At 45.1% G+C, this 20,980-nt stretch carries 29 protein-coding genes; all 29 read right to left on the reverse strand.

Annotated features, from left to right (window positions below; genetic code table 11):
* Nucleotide 1 precedes the first annotated feature (1 nt).
* Nucleotides 2-358 carry a hypothetical protein gene (locus G344_RS0104795; protein ID WP_028255217.1) on the reverse strand — a complete coding sequence of 119 codons (357 nt, stop codon included), beginning with the start codon at nucleotides 356-358 and terminating at the stop codon, nucleotides 2-4.
* Nucleotides 359-368: 10 nt separating this feature from the next.
* Nucleotides 369-3,872, reverse strand: coding sequence for a tape measure protein (locus G344_RS0104800; RefSeq protein ID WP_028255218.1), 3,504 nt, complete (start codon nucleotides 3,870-3,872; stop codon nucleotides 369-371).
* On the reverse strand, nucleotides 3,841-4,068 hold the full coding sequence (locus tag G344_RS0104805; RefSeq protein ID WP_169718811.1) for a DUF1799 domain-containing protein: 228 nt from the start codon (nucleotides 4,066-4,068) through the stop codon (nucleotides 3,841-3,843). The genes G344_RS0104800 and G344_RS0104805 overlap by 32 nt, the downstream gene beginning before the upstream one ends.
* Before the next feature lie 122 nt (nucleotides 4,069-4,190).
* Nucleotides 4,191-4,550: a hypothetical protein gene (locus G344_RS0104810; RefSeq protein WP_028255220.1), complete on the reverse strand. Its 360-nt coding sequence runs from the start codon at nucleotides 4,548-4,550 to the stop codon at nucleotides 4,191-4,193.
* A 15-nt stretch (nucleotides 4,551-4,565) separates the two neighbouring features.
* A complete protein-coding gene (locus G344_RS0104815) occupies nucleotides 4,566-5,510 on the reverse strand; it encodes a phage tail tube protein (protein WP_028255221.1) in 945 nt (314 codons plus the stop codon).
* A 9-nt stretch (nucleotides 5,511-5,519) separates the two neighbouring features.
* Entirely contained in the window at nucleotides 5,520-5,954 is a 435-nt protein-coding gene (locus G344_RS0104820) for a hypothetical protein (protein ID WP_028255222.1), read from the reverse strand.
* A 1-nt stretch (nucleotide 5,955) separates the two neighbouring features.
* Entirely contained in the window at nucleotides 5,956-6,342 is a 387-nt protein-coding gene (locus G344_RS0104825; RefSeq protein ID WP_028255223.1) for a hypothetical protein, read from the reverse strand.
* A complete protein-coding gene (locus tag G344_RS10695) occupies nucleotides 6,329-6,769 on the reverse strand; it encodes a hypothetical protein (RefSeq protein ID WP_038154967.1) in 441 nt (146 codons plus the stop codon). The genes G344_RS0104825 and G344_RS10695 overlap by 14 nt, the downstream gene beginning before the upstream one ends.
* Complete coding sequence (locus G344_RS0104835) at nucleotides 6,762-7,058, reverse strand: hypothetical protein (RefSeq protein ID WP_028255224.1); 297 nt, start codon at nucleotides 7,056-7,058, stop codon at nucleotides 6,762-6,764. The genes G344_RS10695 and G344_RS0104835 overlap by 8 nt, the downstream gene beginning before the upstream one ends.
* Before the next feature lie 11 nt (nucleotides 7,059-7,069).
* Nucleotides 7,070-7,990 (reverse strand): hypothetical protein, encoded by a 921-nt coding sequence (locus G344_RS0104840; protein ID WP_028255225.1) that lies wholly within the window; start codon nucleotides 7,988-7,990, stop codon nucleotides 7,070-7,072.
* 16 nt (nucleotides 7,991-8,006) lie between these two features.
* The gene (locus G344_RS11440; RefSeq protein ID WP_028255226.1) at nucleotides 8,007-8,618 is read right to left on the reverse strand and encodes a hypothetical protein; all 612 of its coding nucleotides are present in this window, start codon (nucleotides 8,616-8,618) and stop codon (nucleotides 8,007-8,009) included.
* Between the two features lie 124 nt (nucleotides 8,619-8,742).
* Entirely contained in the window at nucleotides 8,743-9,021 is a 279-nt protein-coding gene (locus G344_RS10705; protein WP_038154969.1) for a hypothetical protein, read from the reverse strand.
* On the reverse strand, nucleotides 9,018-10,442 hold the full coding sequence (locus tag G344_RS11445; RefSeq protein ID WP_051245757.1) for a hypothetical protein: 1,425 nt from the start codon (nucleotides 10,440-10,442) through the stop codon (nucleotides 9,018-9,020). The genes G344_RS10705 and G344_RS11445 overlap by 4 nt, the downstream gene beginning before the upstream one ends.
* Nucleotides 10,405-11,781, reverse strand: coding sequence for a hypothetical protein (locus tag G344_RS0104860; protein WP_244869494.1), 1,377 nt, complete (start codon nucleotides 11,779-11,781; stop codon nucleotides 10,405-10,407). Before G344_RS0104860 ends, G344_RS11445 begins: the two co-directional genes overlap by 38 nt.
* A 9-nt stretch (nucleotides 11,782-11,790) precedes the next feature.
* Entirely contained in the window at nucleotides 11,791-13,197 is a 1,407-nt protein-coding gene (gene terL, locus G344_RS0104865) for a phage terminase large subunit (RefSeq protein WP_028255228.1), read from the reverse strand.
* On the reverse strand, nucleotides 13,187-13,672 hold the full coding sequence (locus G344_RS0104870; RefSeq protein WP_028255229.1) for a transposase: 486 nt from the start codon (nucleotides 13,670-13,672) through the stop codon (nucleotides 13,187-13,189). The genes terL and G344_RS0104870 overlap by 11 nt, the downstream gene beginning before the upstream one ends.
* A gap of 14 nt (nucleotides 13,673-13,686) precedes the next feature.
* On the reverse strand, nucleotides 13,687-13,878 hold the full coding sequence (locus tag G344_RS0104875) for a hypothetical protein (protein WP_028255230.1): 192 nt from the start codon (nucleotides 13,876-13,878) through the stop codon (nucleotides 13,687-13,689).
* A 180-nt stretch (nucleotides 13,879-14,058) separates the two neighbouring features.
* Nucleotides 14,059-14,514 (reverse strand): RNA polymerase sigma factor, encoded by a 456-nt coding sequence (locus G344_RS0104880; protein ID WP_028255231.1) that lies wholly within the window; start codon nucleotides 14,512-14,514, stop codon nucleotides 14,059-14,061.
* A 5-nt stretch (nucleotides 14,515-14,519) separates the two neighbouring features.
* On the reverse strand, nucleotides 14,520-14,750 hold the full coding sequence (locus G344_RS0104885) for a Lar family restriction alleviation protein (RefSeq protein WP_028255232.1): 231 nt from the start codon (nucleotides 14,748-14,750) through the stop codon (nucleotides 14,520-14,522).
* Nucleotides 14,747-15,052, reverse strand: coding sequence for an HNH endonuclease signature motif containing protein (locus tag G344_RS0104890; protein WP_028255233.1), 306 nt, complete (start codon nucleotides 15,050-15,052; stop codon nucleotides 14,747-14,749). The genes G344_RS0104885 and G344_RS0104890 overlap by 4 nt, the downstream gene beginning before the upstream one ends.
* Nucleotides 15,053-15,306: 254 nt before the next feature.
* Entirely contained in the window at nucleotides 15,307-17,823 is a 2,517-nt protein-coding gene (locus G344_RS0104895) for a DNA methyltransferase (RefSeq protein ID WP_211219552.1), read from the reverse strand.
* Nucleotides 17,804-18,058: a hypothetical protein gene (locus G344_RS0104900; RefSeq protein ID WP_028255235.1), complete on the reverse strand. Its 255-nt coding sequence runs from the start codon at nucleotides 18,056-18,058 to the stop codon at nucleotides 17,804-17,806. Before G344_RS0104900 ends, G344_RS0104895 begins: the two co-directional genes overlap by 20 nt.
* Nucleotides 18,059-18,061: 3 nt before the next feature.
* Nucleotides 18,062-18,364, reverse strand: coding sequence for a single-stranded DNA-binding protein (locus G344_RS0104905; RefSeq protein WP_028255236.1), 303 nt, complete (start codon nucleotides 18,362-18,364; stop codon nucleotides 18,062-18,064).
* Entirely contained in the window at nucleotides 18,348-18,833 is a 486-nt protein-coding gene (locus tag G344_RS0104910; RefSeq protein WP_028255237.1) for a DUF5651 domain-containing protein, read from the reverse strand. Before G344_RS0104910 ends, G344_RS0104905 begins: the two co-directional genes overlap by 17 nt.
* Nucleotides 18,820-19,380, reverse strand: a complete 561-nt coding sequence (locus G344_RS0104915) for a rolling circle replication-associated protein (RefSeq protein WP_156886152.1) — start codon at nucleotides 19,378-19,380, stop codon at nucleotides 18,820-18,822. The genes G344_RS0104910 and G344_RS0104915 overlap by 14 nt, the downstream gene beginning before the upstream one ends.
* 411 nt (nucleotides 19,381-19,791) lie before the next feature.
* Nucleotides 19,792-20,193: a hypothetical protein gene (locus G344_RS0104920; protein WP_028255239.1), complete on the reverse strand. Its 402-nt coding sequence runs from the start codon at nucleotides 20,191-20,193 to the stop codon at nucleotides 19,792-19,794.
* Entirely contained in the window at nucleotides 20,171-20,485 is a 315-nt protein-coding gene (locus tag G344_RS0104925; protein WP_028255240.1) for a hypothetical protein, read from the reverse strand. The genes G344_RS0104920 and G344_RS0104925 overlap by 23 nt, the downstream gene beginning before the upstream one ends.
* Entirely contained in the window at nucleotides 20,482-20,730 is a 249-nt protein-coding gene (locus G344_RS0104930) for a hypothetical protein (protein ID WP_028255241.1), read from the reverse strand. Before G344_RS0104930 ends, G344_RS0104925 begins: the two co-directional genes overlap by 4 nt.
* A gap of 15 nt (nucleotides 20,731-20,745) precedes the next feature.
* A complete protein-coding gene (locus G344_RS0104935; protein ID WP_028255242.1) occupies nucleotides 20,746-20,973 on the reverse strand; it encodes a helix-turn-helix domain-containing protein in 228 nt (75 codons plus the stop codon).
* Nucleotides 20,974-20,980: the final 7 nt, after the last annotated feature.

Below are 20,980 nucleotides of genomic sequence, written 5' to 3' on the forward strand. Positions count from 1 at the left end.
CTTACACCTCCGTTACTTTAATACTACCGGTATAGCAATCATAGTCAGATAGTTCAAACTCAAAATCGCCGTCAAACCGTACGGTCAATTTCTTTCCGGACAAACTGTTACCCGGTATATCGGGGTACGTCCATAAAAATGCAAGGGCATTTCCTTTCACTTCGTTGTAATAGAAGTGCCGTAGCCGTTCATAATCCGTAATTGGTAAGCGTGACCAGCTCAACGTAAATGACCGCGGTACTTTCGTAAACCGCGGCCGTGTAAACATGGTAATACCATCTGTCTGCCCTTTTATCGTATGATCCGGTATCGTTTCCTTTAATGGAAACGACGGCCGTTTTATCGTTGGAAATTCCATATTCATTCTCCTATCGTACCGCTAGCGCATCCCGCAAGCCTCCGGAATTAGTGTTGTACGCATCTAAGAAGACGCTTACAATATACTCTTTTCCATCAAAGCGCGTATTGCTCTTAGCACTCATCTCGGTGCCGCTATTATTGTTCACTATCAGATTAACCTTCGGTGCTACGGGAGCCGCTGCCATTGGCATTTGATTGCTAATCCGTCCCGATTGATACGGCGTAAATATCTCGGGTCCACGCTCACCGACAATATAGGATTTACCGTACGCCACGGGGCCGCCGGTCGCACGTGTGCCAGCTACGGCCGGAACCGCCGGAGCTGCTGGGGCTCCGCCTAAGAATCCACCAATCCATTTAGTAACCATCTGATTAATAAGGAACCGTGCAATTTGCTTCACCATATCCGAAAGCAAATTAGAAAAGGCTTTACCGATAGAATCAAATCCATCTGTCAATGCATCCACAAATCCGTTGGAGAATGCCTCACTCATAGAGTTGAACATGCCATCACTAAGAGCCTTCATCTGTTGCCCTTGATCTTTCAAACGATTATACTGCTCTTCAAGCGTCGCTCGCCACGCTTCTGCCATTGTTGCCGGAGACTTGCGCAGCGTATCCCCTCGCTCTTTCTCCAACACGGCTAACTGCGAATTATACCACGCTTCCACCGTCAACTTTGCCTCTGCACTATCTTTTGTCAGTGCGATTTCTTTTAGCTTTTGTTCCCGTTGGCGGTTCAGCTTTTCGACACCGATGGTATATTCTATCTCTGCTTGCTCTCGCAAATCGTTTCGTACCTTCGCCCAAGCCAGCTTTGATTCATTGACAATATCCGTATTTGCTTCTTTCCACGCCTTGACCAGCTTTTCTTTAACAACCGATTCATATTCTGCCATCTTTGCCTTCAGTTTCGATGTATCAATGCCCATCTCCGAAGCTTCTTTGATAGTCTTTTCGTACCCTTTTAAGCTTTGCTTAAGCTTGAGTACCCCTTTTTCATACACTGTGCCGGTTTCCTCGGCAATCTTATCACTGATAGCCAGTATACCCGTTTCTATTTTTTCAGACAGCTTCTTCATTTTCTCGGCCATGCGTTCGGCTTCTTTCGCTGCCTTATCGGCACCGCTGCCCCCTCGGCTACCACCGCCTCGACCTCCGCCGCCCTTAGCCGTATTGCCAGCTCTGCGGAAACCTTTACCTTCTCTAATACCATCCGAAGTCTCACTATCGCTACTGCCACTATCTGCCGATGTGTCTCCGCTAATCGTAGTCAGTGACGCCAACGTTTGTGCTACTCGCGTCTTTCCTAAAAAGTTAGATGCGCTATTAAATGCGAAGCCTACTGCTTTTCCGATGGCACTACCTATAGCCCGTATACCGTCACCTACTGCACCTAATGCGTCAAGTGCTTGATTCACAAAATTAACGATACCGTCATATACCGACTTCAACCAATTACCGACAATGCCGATATACTTATTGGCAAACGTTACTAACGCTGTACCGGCTCCGCTATAAAAACGATTTAATACAGCTACAATAAGTCCTATGGCTGTACTAACACTTGCCCGTATAGAATCAAACACCTCAGCTATGGTATCGTAAATGCTTTGTCCTACATTTGCGACAATGTCACAGGCCGCCGATAATCCTTCTTCAATCCATGTACAAAGATCATCTACCCAACCCACTACAGTATCAATAATACCGTTAAACGTTTCCTCTACACTGTTCCAGACTTCTTCCGTCCAATCACTAAAGGCAGTCTTCGCATTATCCAATCCCTCTTCGATATCATCACTAATTGATTTAACCCATTCTGTGACTTCTTTAATTCCATCAGTGATATCACCTACGGCGGCCATGACAATACGTACCGTATTCACGATGGCCGATGCAATCGTGTCGCTAATGGTTAGTAGCAGAGATATGTTTTCATCATTTGGCAAGGCTTCCCATAAATTCAGCAAACTATCTTTCACGTTAGCAAAAATATCTCCGCCCGTAGACAGTGCTAATTTAAGACCATCAAATGCTTGCCCTATTGAAGTAAATAGATGCGCTACATTTTCCGCTATCCCCGGCGGTAATAGTTCCGTGAATATATTTGCCAATCCGCCTTTATTAATTCCGGCTAACATGCCATCAAACATATCCCGCACATGGCCTACTATATTTTCTGCTACCTCAAAGATAGGCTCGCCAATCTTCCCCAGTATCTGCGACGAATTATCCCGTATAGTTGACCACATGCCATCCCAAGTATTGGCAAGTTTTTTCATCATATCCGGGAATCGCTCATTCATACCGTCGGTAAGTGCTTTGATGGCTGTATCGGCATCTATCCCTAAATCCCCGATACGATCCATCTCATCAGCTGCTAAGCCAAGGTTTTTAGCCAGAATATCTTTTACCGGCACCCCCAATTGAGACAGCTGCATAACATCCTGCCCCATCAATTTACCGGTTGCCTTAATCTGACCTAACACAAAGACCATATGTTGCAAGCCTTCATTCCCTCGGCCTAGCCCGGCTGCTGCGTTTCCTGCTGCCGTAAGCGTAGGAATTAACTCCTTCGCCTCAAAACCAAATGCTTTTAGTTTTTGTGCGGCCGGTGCAATTTCACTAAATTCAAAGGGCGTTTCTGCAGCAAACTTTTTCAGCTTCTCCATGACCCGAGCCGATTCTTCCACGCTACCAAGCATAGAGTCAAACGCTATTTTTGACTGCTCAAGTACAGCATTATACTGGATAGACGTACTCATCGTACTACCTATTGCTGCACCAACTGCCAATACACCTCCGGCGACAAGCCCAATAGGTCCTACGGTTGCACCTATAGCACCTAAACTACCGGCTAATCGCATAGCTCCGCCGGTAGCCGTAGAAAGTACCGGGGCTAAGTTACCGACTTCATTAATTACAGTACCAATATTTCCACTTTTGATACTGTCCAGTACGCCTTGCGTCTTACTCGTTTCTACCTTCACCGTAACCGGCTTTTCTGCTTTGGCTTTCAGCCTTGCAATCTCCGCTTCCGCTGTTTTCGTATCCGCATCGATGCGAACTTTGGCCGCTTTCTCCGCAGTTAATTTGGCCATTTTCTCGCTGCTGGCTCGTATTGCTTCGGCTGATTCTGCCTTTGTTAGCGCAATTCTTGATTGTGACGCTGCTATGGATGCTCTCAACTCATTATTGATAGCGTTGATACGCTCGTTGGCCTCTTTCTTAGACAATGCCCCTTGCTCTAAAATAGCTGCTCTTTGAACCGCTGCAGTGGCTCTTGCCTGTGCCATTACTTCCCGCTCTGCGGTTATTTTCTCCGCCGTTACAGCCTTGATCGTTTGTAACTGCGCTTTTACCTCTGCCAGCTGCTCTTTTACATTATCGGCAACGGTAATTGTCACTTCCGTATCCTTGAGCTTTGCTACATTTTGTTGTATCTTCGCTACCGCTTCCGATATATAATCTTCCGCTTTAATCGCTACGGATATCTCTTTCGTGGCCATGCGTATTCACCTCCTCTATCAATATGGCTTCCAACGCATGTAGCTTAGTCAATATTGCTTCATCCATCGTAATCCCCAATACGCGCGCTACCAGAAAAACAGCGGTGTAGTCTAATCCGACTACACCGCTAAAGGTTGTCCTAAGCTGGGTTTGCACATGTCTCCACAGATGCCAAGCAATTCGATTCTCTGCCATTAATATTGGCCGTCTATGCTCACATCCTTCGCATGGTGTTTCCTTTTGCTCCTGTATATGCAGCTCTACGCACATCATACAATACTCTTTTGAGCTAGATAACTCCCAGCGTAGGACATCTATTAGTTTTTTACTTCTTCCCAGCTACCATAGGCTTTGTTATATGTCTTTAACGCTAACTGTACCAGTTCACCATACGGCAAATCATCTAGCTGTACATCACCGTACACATTATCTAAAATCCAATCCACCATATCAAACATAGCTTTGTTATCTTGTCCTTCTTGTTGTCCGGAAAATACCATATCATGACCTGCCTTACGCATGGCTTTAATTTGCTTACGAGTCATTGCACGTACCTTAATGGTAACCGTGGTTGCTACTTCCTTCGCTTTCGGCTCTACGGCTTCCGCTTCTACTACTTCCGGTTCTACTACATTCTTAGCTTCCATCTGTTCTACTGTAATTTTTACGTCTTCCATTGTCTATTCCTCCTATTAATAACTTACCTGATTATTTTTTACTACCACAGTAACAATGCTTGTGCCGTCTGCCGAAAATGCACGCCACGTTACATCTACCGTTACACCTGCCGGTCCTGAAATAGGTGCATCAAACGGTTCAAATTGTACCGTAGGCATCGTAAACGATACTGTAGTTCCATCAGCTCGCTTAAATCCGATTTCTACCGGCACCGATTCGCCGTTATCTGCTTTATCTAACCACTCCGTATCCGTAAACAACGCTTTAACAGTGCCATTCACCTTCATAATGCCTTCCGGAATATCTCCGCGAACGCCTCCGCCGCCAACTACATACTGATCACCGTCAAGATTTGCATTAATCTCAATGCTGCCTTCCTTCACGATACGGCTTTCTGTGCCACCGATTTTAATGTACGCATCATTTTGTGCGATACGTTGCAAAGGTACTACTGTCGGGCTTGATGTGTACGCTGTACCGCTTTGCTCGCGTGCTGCACCCATTACGTTATAAGAAATCGTCATTTCTTGGTCCTGCCCATACTCAAGCTTCATTGTATTGATCTTTACACCCGTATACCGAATATATTTGTTTAAATCCGGAAAGCCTTTCTCTACGATCATAGATGGTTGGTCATCGCCAACGGTGAAAGTATGTGTCTTTGTCGCCTCTTCACCGGATGTTACTGGGGCACCAAATAAAGCTTTTAGCATGTACCCAATAGCTACATAATCCGCTGGCATGACAATATCACCTTCTACACTGACACGTCCTAAGGCCGGTTGCGAATCATTACGTGTACTGGTAATCGTATCACTTTCAATCAGCGTCTGATTCTTTACCAGCTCATTACTATTCATCGGCAATACATACCCGGCTTTTTTCTTTGGAGCTTCACCAAAAGATGCCTCAAAGTCTACCATCATAGAGGATTTATACCCTCGTGCTTGTTTCGCCATCGTATCCTCCTATCCTTTATATACAATCATTTCTACTTCAATTGATGCACCGATACGCGGACGTATCTCAGCTACCGTACCCCTAACGGAACGAATCGCTACATCCAACACTTGGATATCCGCATCGATGTAATCCGTTTCATTTTCATAGTCTGCCAGTGCCTCTTGAATCCTATTTTCCAATGCATACAATGCTTCATAACCTACTTCCAGTCGATTCTGCTCCGCTACTATGAATGCATCGATGCGAAACATAATCCGCACATCTTTAATTAAGCTTTTACTATTTACCGGCATTTCTTGCATACGTACTAACTGTACTTGCCCTTTACCGCCCGGTATAGGCTTTATCTCCTGTAAGGCATATCCGCCAATTCGTATCGTATCCGCTACGTTCTTCGCTTCAAGGTATGCCTTAATATGCCGTAAAATCGGTAGCCACATATTACCCCCTATATAACGGCACAGCCATAAATCCTACTGACTCTTTCTCTTCGCCGGTCAGCTTCTCTACCGTGATAGCTGCTTCTAATTCTTTTAAGCCCGCATCATAGATTTTGTACTTATCCGCATAGCCATCTTTTGCTTTCCCGGACTCACTCATATCCCACGTGCTGCCACCGGCATAACTTTGTTGTACACAGATTTCTCTAAATACATAGCACGAAATAAACCGCTTCACATAGTACGTGGCTTTCATATCTTCCATACGAACACCCAACGGTAAAGCCACATATGCCAGATACTCTTCGGCATCGCTAACGAGTTCGTCGGTAACAAATTCGCCCAGCAATATATCCTTGCTCTGCAAATCATAGCTATCTACCAGCATGAAACTCCACCTCCTTTAGTGCTCGATCCCTATACCGGATAAATATCTTTTCAATCTCATCCGCTTTCGCTTCAAGCGCATCATATAAAAATGGGTCTTCCTCCGTCCCCGGATGCATAACACTTTTAGCAAAATGAGGGGTTTTACCTTCAAACCACCGTAATGCCAATTTATTTTTTGCAAAAATGCGGTGTGCTTTCGACCCTTCATGTATAGGCGGACCATATTCGGCTACCTCCGTATCAAGGAAGATAACTGATTTAGGTGTAGAGTTGTCATCTTCATATCGTATTGTTACCGACTTTTCTAGGTCACCTACATTGGTTTCATACTTATGTGTTTTTCGCGCCTCATCTTGGACTTCAACGGCAGCGGCCTTCAATGCCAGTCGTATATTGTCCGCAAAGATAGCATCTGTACTACGCATGTGCCTTCAACGCCTCTTTAATCGTATCTACACTCGACCGCATAGAAATCCCTTTAATTCCCAATGCTTTTGCTTGACGCAAGAGCTCTGCTTTCGTCGGCTCCCTATGCTCCTCTTCTTTTACAGTCGTGGCAGCATCAGAGGGCGCATTGTCTGCGCCCTCCTTTACCGTTAATGTCTCTGTCCTCTGTGTCAAAGGTTCTTCGTGAAAGCCTTGGGACTTTAGTACCTCTACCGCTAACGGGGACGTTACGTACTGTACTTCATTCAATCGTACTAAGCGAATCATATGATCCCTCCTTAGGCTCCGGTATTCACCCATACACCGGCTAATTTATTGGTAGGAATCCACAAATCATGGAACTTACGATAATCAAGCTTCCACGCATCTGCCTTCTGATTGACTTCCGGTGTAAAGATGCGCACCTTATCCGTTTTAGACACGGCAATCGGTGCATCCTTCGCCATAATAATCCAGTTAATGCCCTTTGCCGATGCATCCGCTTTAAAGCCTCCGGCTTCTTGGCCGCTGGTTGTACCATCGTTAAATACGTACGCCGTCTTCATACGTGCCGACGGTACCGACAAAATAGGAATACCATTATAGGTCTTCACCTGTGTATTTACTTCCCCGGCTTTAAAATTAGCCACATCAATGTGACGTTCGATTTTTTCTACGCTATTGAGTACCGTGCGTACCGGTGTTGCCATGCAAATTACAAGGTTTACTGTATCCCCTACGATATCCTGAATATTGGTAATTTCTTCATCCAGCTTTTTCATGATGTTACCCGCATCAGGTGTAAACGCTGCCGTTTCATGGTTGGCCGCTTTTGCCAGTGCTGCAATACGAGAATACCGGTACGCATCCACTTCGGGAATCACCTGCAATCGCTGAAACTCACCCATTACATTGCTGGCCGTAGTAAGAAAATTCGACTCATCTACATCCATCGCATCAAGTTGGAATGTACGGCCGCGGTCCTGCGTTAATTTGTAATCGTCGTAGGAAAGCGTAACCGAACCTTGGTTGAATCCCAAATCACGGTCGTACTTGGCCAGTCCGGTAGTAGAAATCTTCGGCATACGCACCGTATCACCACCGTTATATTTTACATTGCGGGCGTTGGCTTCCATCCACCCCGATGTTGCCATAACAGCCATTTGCTTATCTAATGTTTCCTGGAATAATTTCGCTTTTTCGATTGTGTTAATTGCCATTTGCTATCACCCTTTCTTATAATCCCATGGCTTCCTCTACCATTTTTCGCTCTTCATCTCCGGATGCACCACCCGGGGCCCCTTCACCACCGCTTCCCGGTGTCTGTGTGTTCTTAACAGCCCACGGTCTGTCCTTCAGCCAATCCGCTACACAATCATTGATCGTCCCTTCCGTACCATCCGTTTTCGTATAGCTGTATGTACCGTCGTCTTTTACCTTGATAGCACCGCTTAACAGCTTTGCAAACTCCTCCGGATCCGTGGCATTGCTCTTCGTCAATGCATTCACGGTTTGCGCGGCAATATCTGCTCTAATACGCTTTTCTTCCGCCTCTTTCCGCGCTGACCGTTCCGTCTCCACGGTCTCCTGCAACGCTTTTACTTGCTCCGCTAATTGTTTGTACGCCTGTGTACCGGTACCATCGTCATTAGCTGCTGCATCAACCTTTGCTTGTAGCTCTTCCTTTTCTTTTGTGATCTTCGTTACCGTTTCATCGGCCTGCTGCTTCGCTTCACGATGTTTCTTCGCCTCCTCACTGAGCTTTGTCATTTCGGCTTTGATAGCTCCAATCAACGCTGCTCCATTATCAACACTCTCCAGTGCTGCGTACACCTCTGCTAATTTCATTTCTTCAACCTCCGTATCCAAAATCTATATAGTCGGCCTCCGCCGTAACTACCGTAATAAAAAATGCCCTGCACTCCGCTGTGCAAGGCATGAAAAAACCGCTTACTTGCGCAAGCGGCTTACGTCATTTCCCCCATACTAATTCACTCATATCTTTCATTGTCATGGGAGCCCATTTCTCTATCGCTTTTTGTAATGAACCCTCTTCGTCATCCTCAACGATTTCCCATTTTCCCCTAGCCGAACTATTAAGGTCACAGGGATGATTAATTAAATATACATAGTCTTCTTCGGAATCATCTATAACCCGCAAAAACGGTTCTTCAATGCCTATACACTCATAGACTTTGCCATCCGTCAGCGAATCAATGCCAAACGACTGCCCTACGTATCGTACCTTCATTTTTCCTCCCTTCTTTTCTTCGAAAGTTTAACTTTAAATTCAACATCGCCACAGTCTTTATGCCGGTACCAATGAATATCGAATATATGCTTGTCTGATAGCACCGTACCTACCATCTTACTCCATTCAGACGGTTCTCCACCGTACTTTTCTGCCAACTGCTCCGCCACTCGCAGCGTCGTATCACTGAAGGCCCCCGCAATCACACGCTTAGGCATAACTACGGTACGGCGTGGTATAAACCTTACGCCATCAATCGGTAACGGCTCATTCAATACAGCTTCTATGTTGATTATATCATCTGCGGTAGCTTTCGCCAATCGACCCTTGAGCTTTGTCCGACTATACCCTACGGCATGTTCTGTCCACGGATCACCAGCTTCTACCGACTTACTGCCATACACGCCTAGTAGTTGTTCTTTTTGTATTCGGTTCAACGTAGCAATATACTCGCGCCCTCCCTCTTCAATGCGCTCTACCGGTGTTTCATTATCTATCATTCCCCGTATAACAGGCTTTAACCGGCACATGCAATGCGGATGCACCGGGATGTTCGGTACTTTATCTTTAGGGAATATCCCTTTCCCCATGCCGTACAGGTCAGCGTTAGCATATAAATCGCAAATATCGCGCTTCGGGTGGCGACTGGATAGCTGGTATTGATAGGCTATGCAGTCATCATCATGTTGCCACTTTGCCAGGAATCCATCTACCCATGCCCTGGCACGTTCCGTCCGGGCTATTCGTTCCGCAAAATACCGTGTTCGTTCCTGCGTAGCCACGAATATCGCTTTGTGTATGGCTGCTTCGTTCCGTGTTTCGATGGCACTTACCAGCGCATCATACATAGCGCGCATACCTTTCGTATGCAGCTTATTGATATATTTCCGGATGCTCTTTACCTCTTTGGCAAATTGTTCTTTGCCCGCATCACTGCCGTTGCTTAGTGTAATAAGCCGTTTCATGAACTTAGGAATATCTTGTACCGGGATAGCTCCTCCAGCACGATACCCATCAAATATAGCCATCGCATTCTTTTTATAGTTTCCGTTGCGCCGTATTTGCTCTTCCAGTATTCGGCCTACTCGCTTTTGTACTGTAACGGATCCCCCGGTTGTCCTAGCAGATAATTTTAACTTGTCCGCCGTCCACGGCATAGATAATGCCGCTTCTACCGATGCCGTACCGGTTACCGCATCAACGGCCGCACCAACTACCCCACTAAGGGCACCGCCGTAGCCTTTCTCTGCTTCTTTCGGTAAGGATATTTCTATCTCCTGCCGTAATCGATGCATGACCGGGTATTCGCTATACGCTTGCTGCACGGCTTCTTTTACGGGTACCCCTTCATCAATGAGTTCTCGTAGACGTGCTTCGAATGCGTCAATCAGCTCTTGGGTATCCGGAATTATCGTCTTCATTTATACTACCCTCATCGTCAGGCTCAAATGCTTTCGCCTTTTGTATATCGTCATTAGCTGCCTCCAGCTCTTCTATAATCACATCATATACATCCGGCTCTAGGTTCGGCATATACGATGCTAATAACTTTTTGGCCACCTCTACATTAAAGGTTTCGCTCTGTAACTGTAAGTCTATCGCTTGTTGTGCTTGCGTTAGGCTTTCCGTTACATCGCTAATCTTAAAATCACGCGGATACTCGCAGTTATAATCGACAGTTTCACCTGCCCACTTTTCATATAAACTAATGATGTCCTTCTCCGCCTTTTCGCACTGTAACGCAAAGTCAACAAGTCGTTGATTGGTTCGTTCAAATTCCCATTGCCGGGCTACGCCGGATTTAGCCGACTCCACACCGATTACGCTATTAATGCCGGACATGCGGTACATTTCGCCTACCAGCCTATCTATTTGTTCCATAAGTATCTTGGCCGGTCCCGAATCCGGTGCTATGAATCCCGGTGGATTCTTTGCATCTATCGGATACGTCAATAGATTATTAACCCCTATCGTCATATCCTGCATTTTATCTGCCGATTGCATAATTAAAATATTAAAGGTCTGATTATCACAAATCTGTGTTAGCAAGCTGCATAAATGGTAAATATGTAGATTCGTCTGTGCAATGGCTAAAAACTCCGGTACCGGTAATACTCTTGTAGGATCCGTATCACGTCCGAACCATTGTACTACCGGTACTTTGTTTAAATTGTGCTTTCCTTCACGTAATACCTTCCCATCCGCATCAATCACTCTCCAGGTTGTCATTGTCCATTCATATTTACGGGTATGCCACTTGTCATTATCATATACCGTTGATTTATACGTGAAATCTTTTAGCCTTCCCGTCTCATCAAAATGCCATGCCTCTACATCCTTCGGTAAGACGGCTTTTAAAAACGGTAATGCCCGCGTATCCAAATTCTCTTTATCGGTTATCCCCAACGCAGCTGCATTATCCACAACGATATACACAACGCCATACAATTTAGCATTCGTTGCCTGTCGACGTATAAAGTTTTGTAGCGACGTCCCTATGCGGTCTACATTGTCAAAAAACATCGTTAGCTTTTTCGTTGGCCTATACTCACGCCGTATTTCATCTTTAAATACCGGGGCCACCGAACAGTCTACAATAGGAGCCACGTAATTTAAGTAATAGGCCAATTGTTTTCGCCGTCTGTAGTTGGCATTCGATTCCCTCGCATGTCTCATGAGGGCACTGCCATCATAGAACATGCCGTCACCAAAATAGGCATCGTGCAGCAACGTGTATATCTCGTCTCTGTACTCCTTCACCATAACCTCCTAATATATGTTAATTCGGCCTGCACTTACCGTAGCGTAATTACAATATTCTGCTACACCTGTCAGTGCATCCGGTGCGTCATCATGTGTATTTTTACCTTCTCGCTGGTACCGTATCAAGGCATTATAAAATTCCGGCCATCGATCGCGCCAATTTGCCGGGAAATACATATGCTCCATGCACCACGTAGCATTAGATAATATTCTCGCTATTTTGTTCTTGCTTTGATGGAATGCATGAACGCTACAAGCGTTACTATGGTAGCGTGCCTCCATAATCGCTTTCACCGAACGAGCAAACCCTCGCCCGCCGTTATTGCTTTCAATATCCGCTACATTCACGCCATTATCTACGAGCATCTTAGCTGTTGCCGGTTCCGTTATTTCCATCCCATCCTTCGTATACAGCACGTCAAGAATATATGCTTCATTGTTGTATACGCCGTAACAAATACTACACAGATAATCTTTCCCTTCGTCCGCCGTATCTGTATAATTCTTCACGGCGGTAAATAATGGATAGCCAGCATCATTGCATGGCACAGTATCATAGGTCTTAAAGGAAGAATACAACCTACCTCGAATATCGATAGGTTCTTGTTGGTAGTTGGCACTGGCTATATCCGCGCCCATGGCTCGTACCTTTTCACAGTAGGATTCATAAGACAAGATATCCTCACAGAGCATCGTGCCATCATCTTGCAATGCCTTCATAGTGATGACCTGTGCATTCTTACCGTAATGCTCTATCGCCCGGCCAGCCAAATCATCCGATGCCCAGCGTGTCATGATAATAATGATTTTGCCACCTTCCTCCAGTCGGGACAGCATCGTATTCGTAAACCAATCCCAATGCTTTTCCTTCACCGATTCGTTATACGCTTCTTCGGCGTTTTTAATAACATCATCCACAATCATCAGCGAACAGCCAAACCCTGTCGCTGTGCCGCCCGGAGACGTAGCCAAGTAACTGTTATACGCTCCTTCCAGTGACCATAGATTCATACTGGCGTCGCCGCGTTTTATCTCTACATTAGGGAACACATCCGTGTAAACAATCCTATCCGGACTCGCTTTCACCTCTTGAATGCTATTGCGCACATTCTTAGAAAACATAGTCGATAGTGTTTCATTGTATGATCCCGTCATAATCTTTTCATGACTATTACGGCCAAGGACCCACTCTACAAATAGCCCTGCTGTTCGACTTTTACCGTGCCGCGGTGGTTCGTTGATGATGAGCACCTTAGCAGTTTGATCTTCATAGAAGGCTTGCATGGTATTACAGAGCTGTACTAAATACTCCCTGTCCTTTTTATAAAACGCCGGAGCTTTCAGGTGGCAATAATAAAAGAACTCGCGCCGAGCTAACTCCAGTTTTGCCTGATAGATAACATTACGCATCATCTATCAACTTCTTTATCTCTTCCGTTGTTATCCCATCAAAGGGATTGCTTATATTCGCTGCTACAGATACATCCTTTTTATCACGCCAGCCATCTATGCCATCCGGTTTCCTGTTTTTAAGCCAGAATATGGCTGCCGTTACATCCGGAGCTACTTGCTTCTTTACCGTTTTAGTCACACGCTCTTTATAGTCGTTCGCCTTTTTGTCCCATACAAGCCCCGTTGTTACTTCTTCGTATTCATAGCCTAAGGCACGTTTTAATAACGCATTTTCTACCTCTATATCCACTATCTCTTTTCCCCTTTTTAGGGTGTCGGAAATGTCGGGATACTTTTTCTTCCATGTGTACAGAGTATCACGACTAATTCCAATGTTCGAAGCTATCTGCTCATCGGTCAATCCATTCCGGGCCCACGCCTGTAATAGCGTCAGTTTATCCGGTGTTCTCCATTCCTGGTATTTTCCTTTTGCCATACAGGCACCTCCTTTCATGTCACCACATGCGCATTATTCGCCTTGTATTTTCTGCGTTCTCGTCTGACTCGGGCATGCTTACCTCGTAGTAGTGTATCCGGCGGAGCATAGGACCGACATACGCCATCCATCGCTATCGCTTTCGCCTTACACCATCCACCGCGATTATTTAAACAATGCCGTTTCTGACAATGTACATCTGTCATACCCCACCTTCTTTCCTAACAAAAAAGACGCTCTTACGAACGTCTTCACTAACAATAAAGGCACCCCAGCGCAGGATGCCTTTATCATATATATGCACTTTTTACAGTTTATATTGTATCACATGTCAATGGGGTAAAAAAAGGGAAAAAAGGGTAATTTTGGGCACGGTCTAATTTTTTTTACTTCTTCCGCATCATGGCATCGTAAAATGCTTCCAAGGCGTATTTAATTTTATGCTTCGTACTATCGTAGGACTCTCCGTTAAGGTCAGCAATTTCCGATACCTTATAGCCTTCACAATACCGTTGCATGAGTACGGCTCTGTACTCCGCCTCCGGAATCGCATCAATGATCACCAACATAGCTACACGCTTAGCCGCTCTATCTTCATACATCGTATTCAGTGTATCCCGTAACTCCTTCACCTTCTCTAATTGTAATAGCGTCGGCCGTTGCTTACGACTACCCCGTATGCTATTACCTAGGCTGCTGTCTTTAAATCCACTCGGGCACCCTTCACCTATAATCTTGTATATCTGTAATCGTAATACATCGCACTCTTTATTCAATGCCAATAGCTCGCCTAATTGCGTTCTTGCTATTCGTCGTTTTTCTATCACCGTAACCGCTGTCACTCTTCCTACCTTCCTTTTACCGCTTCCTCATTGCCTCGTCGCCATTCATGCCATGCGGCACGCCCTCGACGATTCCACGCCTTTGTACATGCTACTTTTGACATATGCCCTTCAAAGGATGTTACCGCTCCACAGAAGGAACAGACTATCACATAATGTGCATTAATGCCTTTAATACCCTGTGTAGTCGTTACCTCCTTTTCTCCACAAAAGGGGCATTCTTTTAATGTCATCATTCCTCTACCTCGTATCCCATTGCTTTTCGGTTTGCTTTTATAACATTATCGCTTGTCATACCTTCCCGTTCGGCTACGATGTCAATTAGCTCTTCCTTTCCCACGTGCCCGGCGTGAGCTGCTATATGGCAATCAGCACAGAGTTGTATGAGATTTTCCCTGATATCACCGCCTCCGGAACCAACTGTATATACATGGTGCGGCTCTCCATATGAAGGCTTTCCGCATCGTTCACAGATTTGCTTTCGCATTTCTTGAATGACTTTTCGATTTCGTATTCGCTTGTGTTTGCTTAACTCCATTGTTTTCCCTCCGTTTCTTCTTATATGCTGCGCATGTATCACAATTAATCGCTTTCATTACATACACCTGCTTCAAGGGTATGAATATCTTTTTCTTATGCGGACATGCGTCTTTAACAAATACGCTACCTAACGCACCTACCTTTCTTGCATATATACATGTACGTGCTTTTTTATATTCCTGTTTCATGGCTGCCTTTCTACCGCATCATGCCCACTTTGTTGATATTAATAAAGTGGGCTATGTGCGTATTCTATCCAACAAAATCAAATAATGTAGGTTCATCCCGTATCAGTTCTTCCTGCTTGAGATATCCTAACCCATCACGGAAATAATCCGGATTGAGTTCTATGCCTATGCCATACCGGCCCATCTTAACGGCCATCATGGGTACCGTCATTAATCCGCCGAATGGATCCAGTACGACATCGCCTTTATTGCTGTACCGATTAATGAGCCGTTCTACGGTATCAATTTGTAACGGGCATACATGCATAGCCTTTCGCTTTCTGCTTTGTGATGTGTTTAGCGTGCGCATACGGTTAATATCATCCCATACATCCATATTCCAGGAACCCGGCGCAACTACCATGAAGGATGATGGCAGCTTACCGTCCGCATCAAGTTTCTTTGCCAGTTCTACATGTTCTTCATAGCTATATACCGTATCTCGGGAATATTTACGATACACCGCCTGCAAGTCTTCTACCGGCATATTCATGAGTTCTTCTTTCGTGAGTAACCTATCTCCGGATGACCTCCAATACCCATGTGCATCGATTTGCCACTGTGCTCTTGTGTATGCGCTCTTGTCCTTAGTAACCGGCGTATCTGCGTACGCATTCGATGTATCCGATGGCAGCTTGCGGAACAACAATACATACTCCGGACAACCGACACTCATTTTTGTACCGTCCTTGCACTGCTCCGACCAGCCTAACCGGTAGGTTTGATTATTCTCACGCACTACGTCCGTTACAATGGTTATCATGCCCATATACTGGAATCCATGTTTCATATAATGAGCAATACATAACGCGTGAAAGGGATCCATTGTTGGCATTCCCGTACCAGTGGCATTACCGAATAGAATTCTATCCTTCACATGGCATGCAAATACACGTCCCGGTTTCAATACCCTAAGTAGGTTCGGACTGAGGTAATCCATTTGTTTAAAAAATTCTTCATTGTCTTTATTGTGCCCGAGGTCATTATATGATGGCGTGTATTCGTAGTGATTGCTGAACGGTATAGATGTGACAATCAAATCTACGCTATTATCTTTCATCTTCGCCGTTTCCAGTACACAATCATTATGTATGGCCAGATAGTTATTTCCTTTGACTTCCACGCGTTCCACCCCCATTGACCGCTCCATGCGGTGTATTCTGTTACTGTTTGATAATCCGTATTCCTTAATGACGTTCGTCATCTGTTCGGTTAAATAGTTATGCTGCCGCCATTTCTTTTTTAAGGCTTGCAATATCATCTCTTCCGTTTCCATGTAGATGATGTCTATGATGACTTCTTTCGTTTGCATGAACCGGTAAATACGGTGTATCGCTTGTATAAAATCGTTAAATTCATAATCAATACCTACGAATATCGCCCTGTGGCAATGCCGTTGGAAGTTACACCCTTGGCCGCTGATTTCCTTTTTCGTAGCCAGTAGCCGGATATCTCCGTTGGCGAATCCGATAACATTCTGTTCCCGTTTATCGTAGTCTTGGCTGCCATACACTTCCACCGCATCAGGGAGCGCACGCTTAATGGCGTGACGCTCTGCCTCTAGGTCATGCCACAGGATGAAATGATCTTCCGGATTTTGTTCTACAATCTCTTTCATCTTTGCTACTCGTAGGTCTATGCTTTCCCGTTTCTCACGCGCTGCGTCTTTCAATGATAACGCTGCATCTCGGATTATCTGCCCTTGTCCATCGCGGTCATAGGTGATATGCTCATCGCTTAGCTGTATCCGGTGATAGTTTACTGTAAGCGGTGGCAGGTCATAGCCGGTATCATCAAATCCTAAATCACTAGGCTTAGTAATGAAGAGTCCCCAACTGCTAACCCACAACCAAAATTCTGCTTCCTTGTGCGGGTATAAGGTAAGGTTATTGGCTTTCGTACTGTCACGCTGAAAGAACCGTGTAAGGGCTTGCCCTGTATCCATGATTTCCAAATATCCGGCATAATGGATCAACTCTTTGTACTTGTTCGGGGACGGTGTCGCTGTCGATACTAGCTTATACGGTACGCCTTGGAATTTGTCCAGGAATGTTTGATAGGTCTTACTGCCGAAGCTGCGTAATACACTGGCTTCATCTAGGCTTGTACAGGTAAAGTATTTTGGATTGATATCCCCGTCCCGGACTCGTTCATAATTTGTCATCACGATAGTTGTTTCGGCTGCCTTTGCCTCTGCCATAGTGCGCACATACGTTGGTGGCTCAATTTGCAATAGTTCGACCGCATCACGGGTAAATTCTTGCTTTACGCCCAGCGGTAATACAATCAGTGCCTTACCGCCTTTATGTGTTGTAACCTGCCTGCACCATTCTAATTCTTGGATGGTCTTGCCTAAGCCAAAGCTTTCAAATAACGCCCGCCTGCCGCCTTCCAGTGCCCACTGAACGGCTGCACGCTGATGTGGCTTTAACGCCGGATGTATTTCACTATCCGGCACCTTAAATCCACTTTTTTCGGCAATGGCCATCTTGGAGTGCAAAAACTCGTCATAAGTCATGCCATTAGTTATCATCGGTATCATGTGTATCCTCTCCGTTCAATATCACGCCCAACAGTACATACTTGCCATCCTTTTCCACGTAGGTATCATAGCCGTGCATGTCTAATATCATCGCCATCGTATTCGCTTGTTTGGTAAATCGTTCGTTGGCCGGTATGAGTACCATGCCTGTATTATTCCGTTTCGCATCATCAATGCATTGCCATACATGTCGCTCATACATGCCCATGCGTTCCATGTCTCTATCCTCTGCCATGTGTTATATCTCCATTGTTACGTTATGCGCTATAATCTCCGTGACTGCTTTTTCTATGCCATCCTTTGTCGTGTAGGTTCTCGTATGTAACGTACCCCATACATGTACGCCTTCACCGAATTTTAATATGCCAATTTCACTAGCATTCCGTAGACTTACCACTCTGTGATATTCTCTCTTTTCTCTGTCATTGTCCCGGTAGGTTACCATCGTAAAGATAGCTACCTCCCGATTGTCTTTTGTATAGCCCACTACCGCATCATTCACTAGCCAACCAGCTAAGTGTACTTCATTTTGACTTATCATCTTGTTCCCTCCACAACCAGCAGTACGGACATTCTGAGTGTTCACATTCTTCATCCCATAACGGGATATTATAGGCTAAGAGTGCCTCACGTAATTCGCAGCCTTCTACGTCATCGCCCTTCTTAGTGCAATTCTTACACACACTGCCCATAGCATACGCGGCTAGGGTGTCCATTTTTTCATGTGCCTCATCTATGTAGTCTTCCTCATATAGTCGCTCTGTATCGGCTACTACGGTAAATCGATTATGCTTTGACGCTCGTAATAAGGCTTGCTGATGTTTTGGTTCTAAGCTTTGTACTAAGCGTTCAAATACGACTTTTATATTCGTCCGGCTGGCTCGCAGCCGTCCCCGTTCATTGCCATCGATCTTTAATACCGCTATGACCTTATCCAGTACATCGAGCATCATGCCTAACATGATGACTGTATTCTTCTGCTCTTTGTTTAAGTATTTAAGTGTAATCATCGCTTTCCTCTCCTATGCGAAGTAGCCGGTATGATCGATACGGGTAGCCTTCCACATTAAAGCCAATAAAAATACTATCCACATCAACATACCACCCTTTCGGTGGTCTGATATCCTCTCGCCAAAAATCCGACCGTAGCTTTTCCGTTTTCTCCTTCGGTTTCTCAAGATTCTGACTGCTATACCAACGTCGGGTAAAGACCTCCTCTTTTCTATCAAAGGCCGTCCGTTCTTCCTTTACGTAGTAGCTTGCTAGCCGTATGGCATCCTCCGGTTGTCCTTGGTATACCTGTATATCGATTCGACCATGCTTCCAGTACCGCCGGAGATGTTCTACCTTTATGCCAAACCCTCGGTTCATCAATACATGGAAATGTATTCGGTTTTTCCCTTCCACCATGTATATGTACTTATACGAGCTATCATTACGCCGGTATAACTCTGTCATGCGCCGGTTGAACCGTTGTATATCTTTTTTCGCCTCTTCCGGGGTAGGCTGTTTATGATATGTAAGTGTTACCCAATAATCGCCTTCATTAAAATTCATATCAATATACATCATGAGTTTTGTAGCTGCCAGCCTGGCATTACATCGTGCTACCTCTTCCCGGGTAGGATTTGATTTCTTTGCCCTCTTTTGGTGCTTATTGAATTGTCTTTTTGAGCAATAATCTAGTACATGACGTATTCGTCTTGATTCAATCGTCTTTCTTTTTCGCATAGCAACTCCAAAACGGCGAGATGATAATATATAGTATCAAGGCTAAATGCGGATTCCCTCCGCATTTGACCGACTACTTCACCATTCATAAAAATATATAAAACAGGTGCAAAAAATCCCCGCCTATGCTATACTCAAATTGCTGATTTGGTTTCGCATAGGCGGAGCTTGGCGGCTTATCTATCATTAGGTAAGCCGTCTTTTTCTTTATGTCCGCACCGCGTGATACCTTCAAATCTAAAACGGTACGCGCATGTCTTGCATCTCTGCAATGGCTCTATTCTCTTCGTCACGGCGCAATGGACGTGGCTTTTCACTGTCTGTACCTTCCTTTCCTTCATTCGTATCCTCCACAACTTCAATCTTTCGTAACATTTTCCGGAATGCCTCATAGTTCATTTTCATTACCTTGCCGTCCGCATCAAAGCGTACATAGAATAGTCCCGTATCGTCATCGATGCTAAGCATCATACCCTCATATAAAAAGTCTTTAAGGTCTGCATGGTCCAGCGTTTCGAAAAATTCTGGATCCATCATATCCGGCGCGGCTAAGGTACCCCACGTTTTACGCTTAATTCGTACGGTCCCGGTATGCCGTCCCTTCCGGAACGTGTAATCAATTACATACTCTTTTTTCACGTAATTTCCCTCCTTGTATACTGCCATCCTCCAGAGACATATAAATTATCCCTAATAAATCTTTTACTGTAATCGGCTTCCCGTCAGTATAACTATTAAACTTCTCCGTCGCTGCCTCAATCGCCGTCAACATAGCCGCACAGATGAGTGCTAACCGTCCCCCGCTCTCTACGTTTTCCGGAACGCTTATCTTTCCTTTAGACACTACCGGCATAGACTTCATCTCTTTGATACGCTTACCGTCCGTCATGGCACTTGTTTCTACTTTGAGTACTAATGTTTCTTCGTTCATATTTTTTCTCTCCTCACCGTATACGTCACTTTATATTGCCCGTCTTTATGCTCCACGCGCTGCATTAATTCACCACTACATGATGTATCTATCCGTTCGCCAATAAGCACGCATATCGCACCTACAGCAATAATAAGCAGCTGCAGCGTAATATCCGCATCATGATCGATATCCATGTGCCCGACACTGCCTAGCCATAGCAACATGCCTAAGCCAATAAGGCCATATTTGAGATACACCTTCATACAATCACCACCTTTCTATACCACCGTTTCACCAAAGCGTATGTCTGTTTTTCTATCAATGTACGCCTGTAATTTGAGTCTGTTTACCTTGCATTTTCCACCTCGTTCACCAACACAAATGGATGGAAATGCCGACTCCCGACGCCACTCTTCTAATACCTCTCGGCTAATACCCGTTAAGGCTGACGCCTCATCTAGGCTTAACATCATCTTGTGCCATATCGGTATCTCCGGCTTTTTCATGTACTCA

It is taken from the genome of Veillonella magna DSM 19857, assembly GCF_000428745.1.
Classification (GTDB): Bacteria; Bacillota; Negativicutes; order Veillonellales; family Veillonellaceae; genus Veillonella_A; species Veillonella_A magna.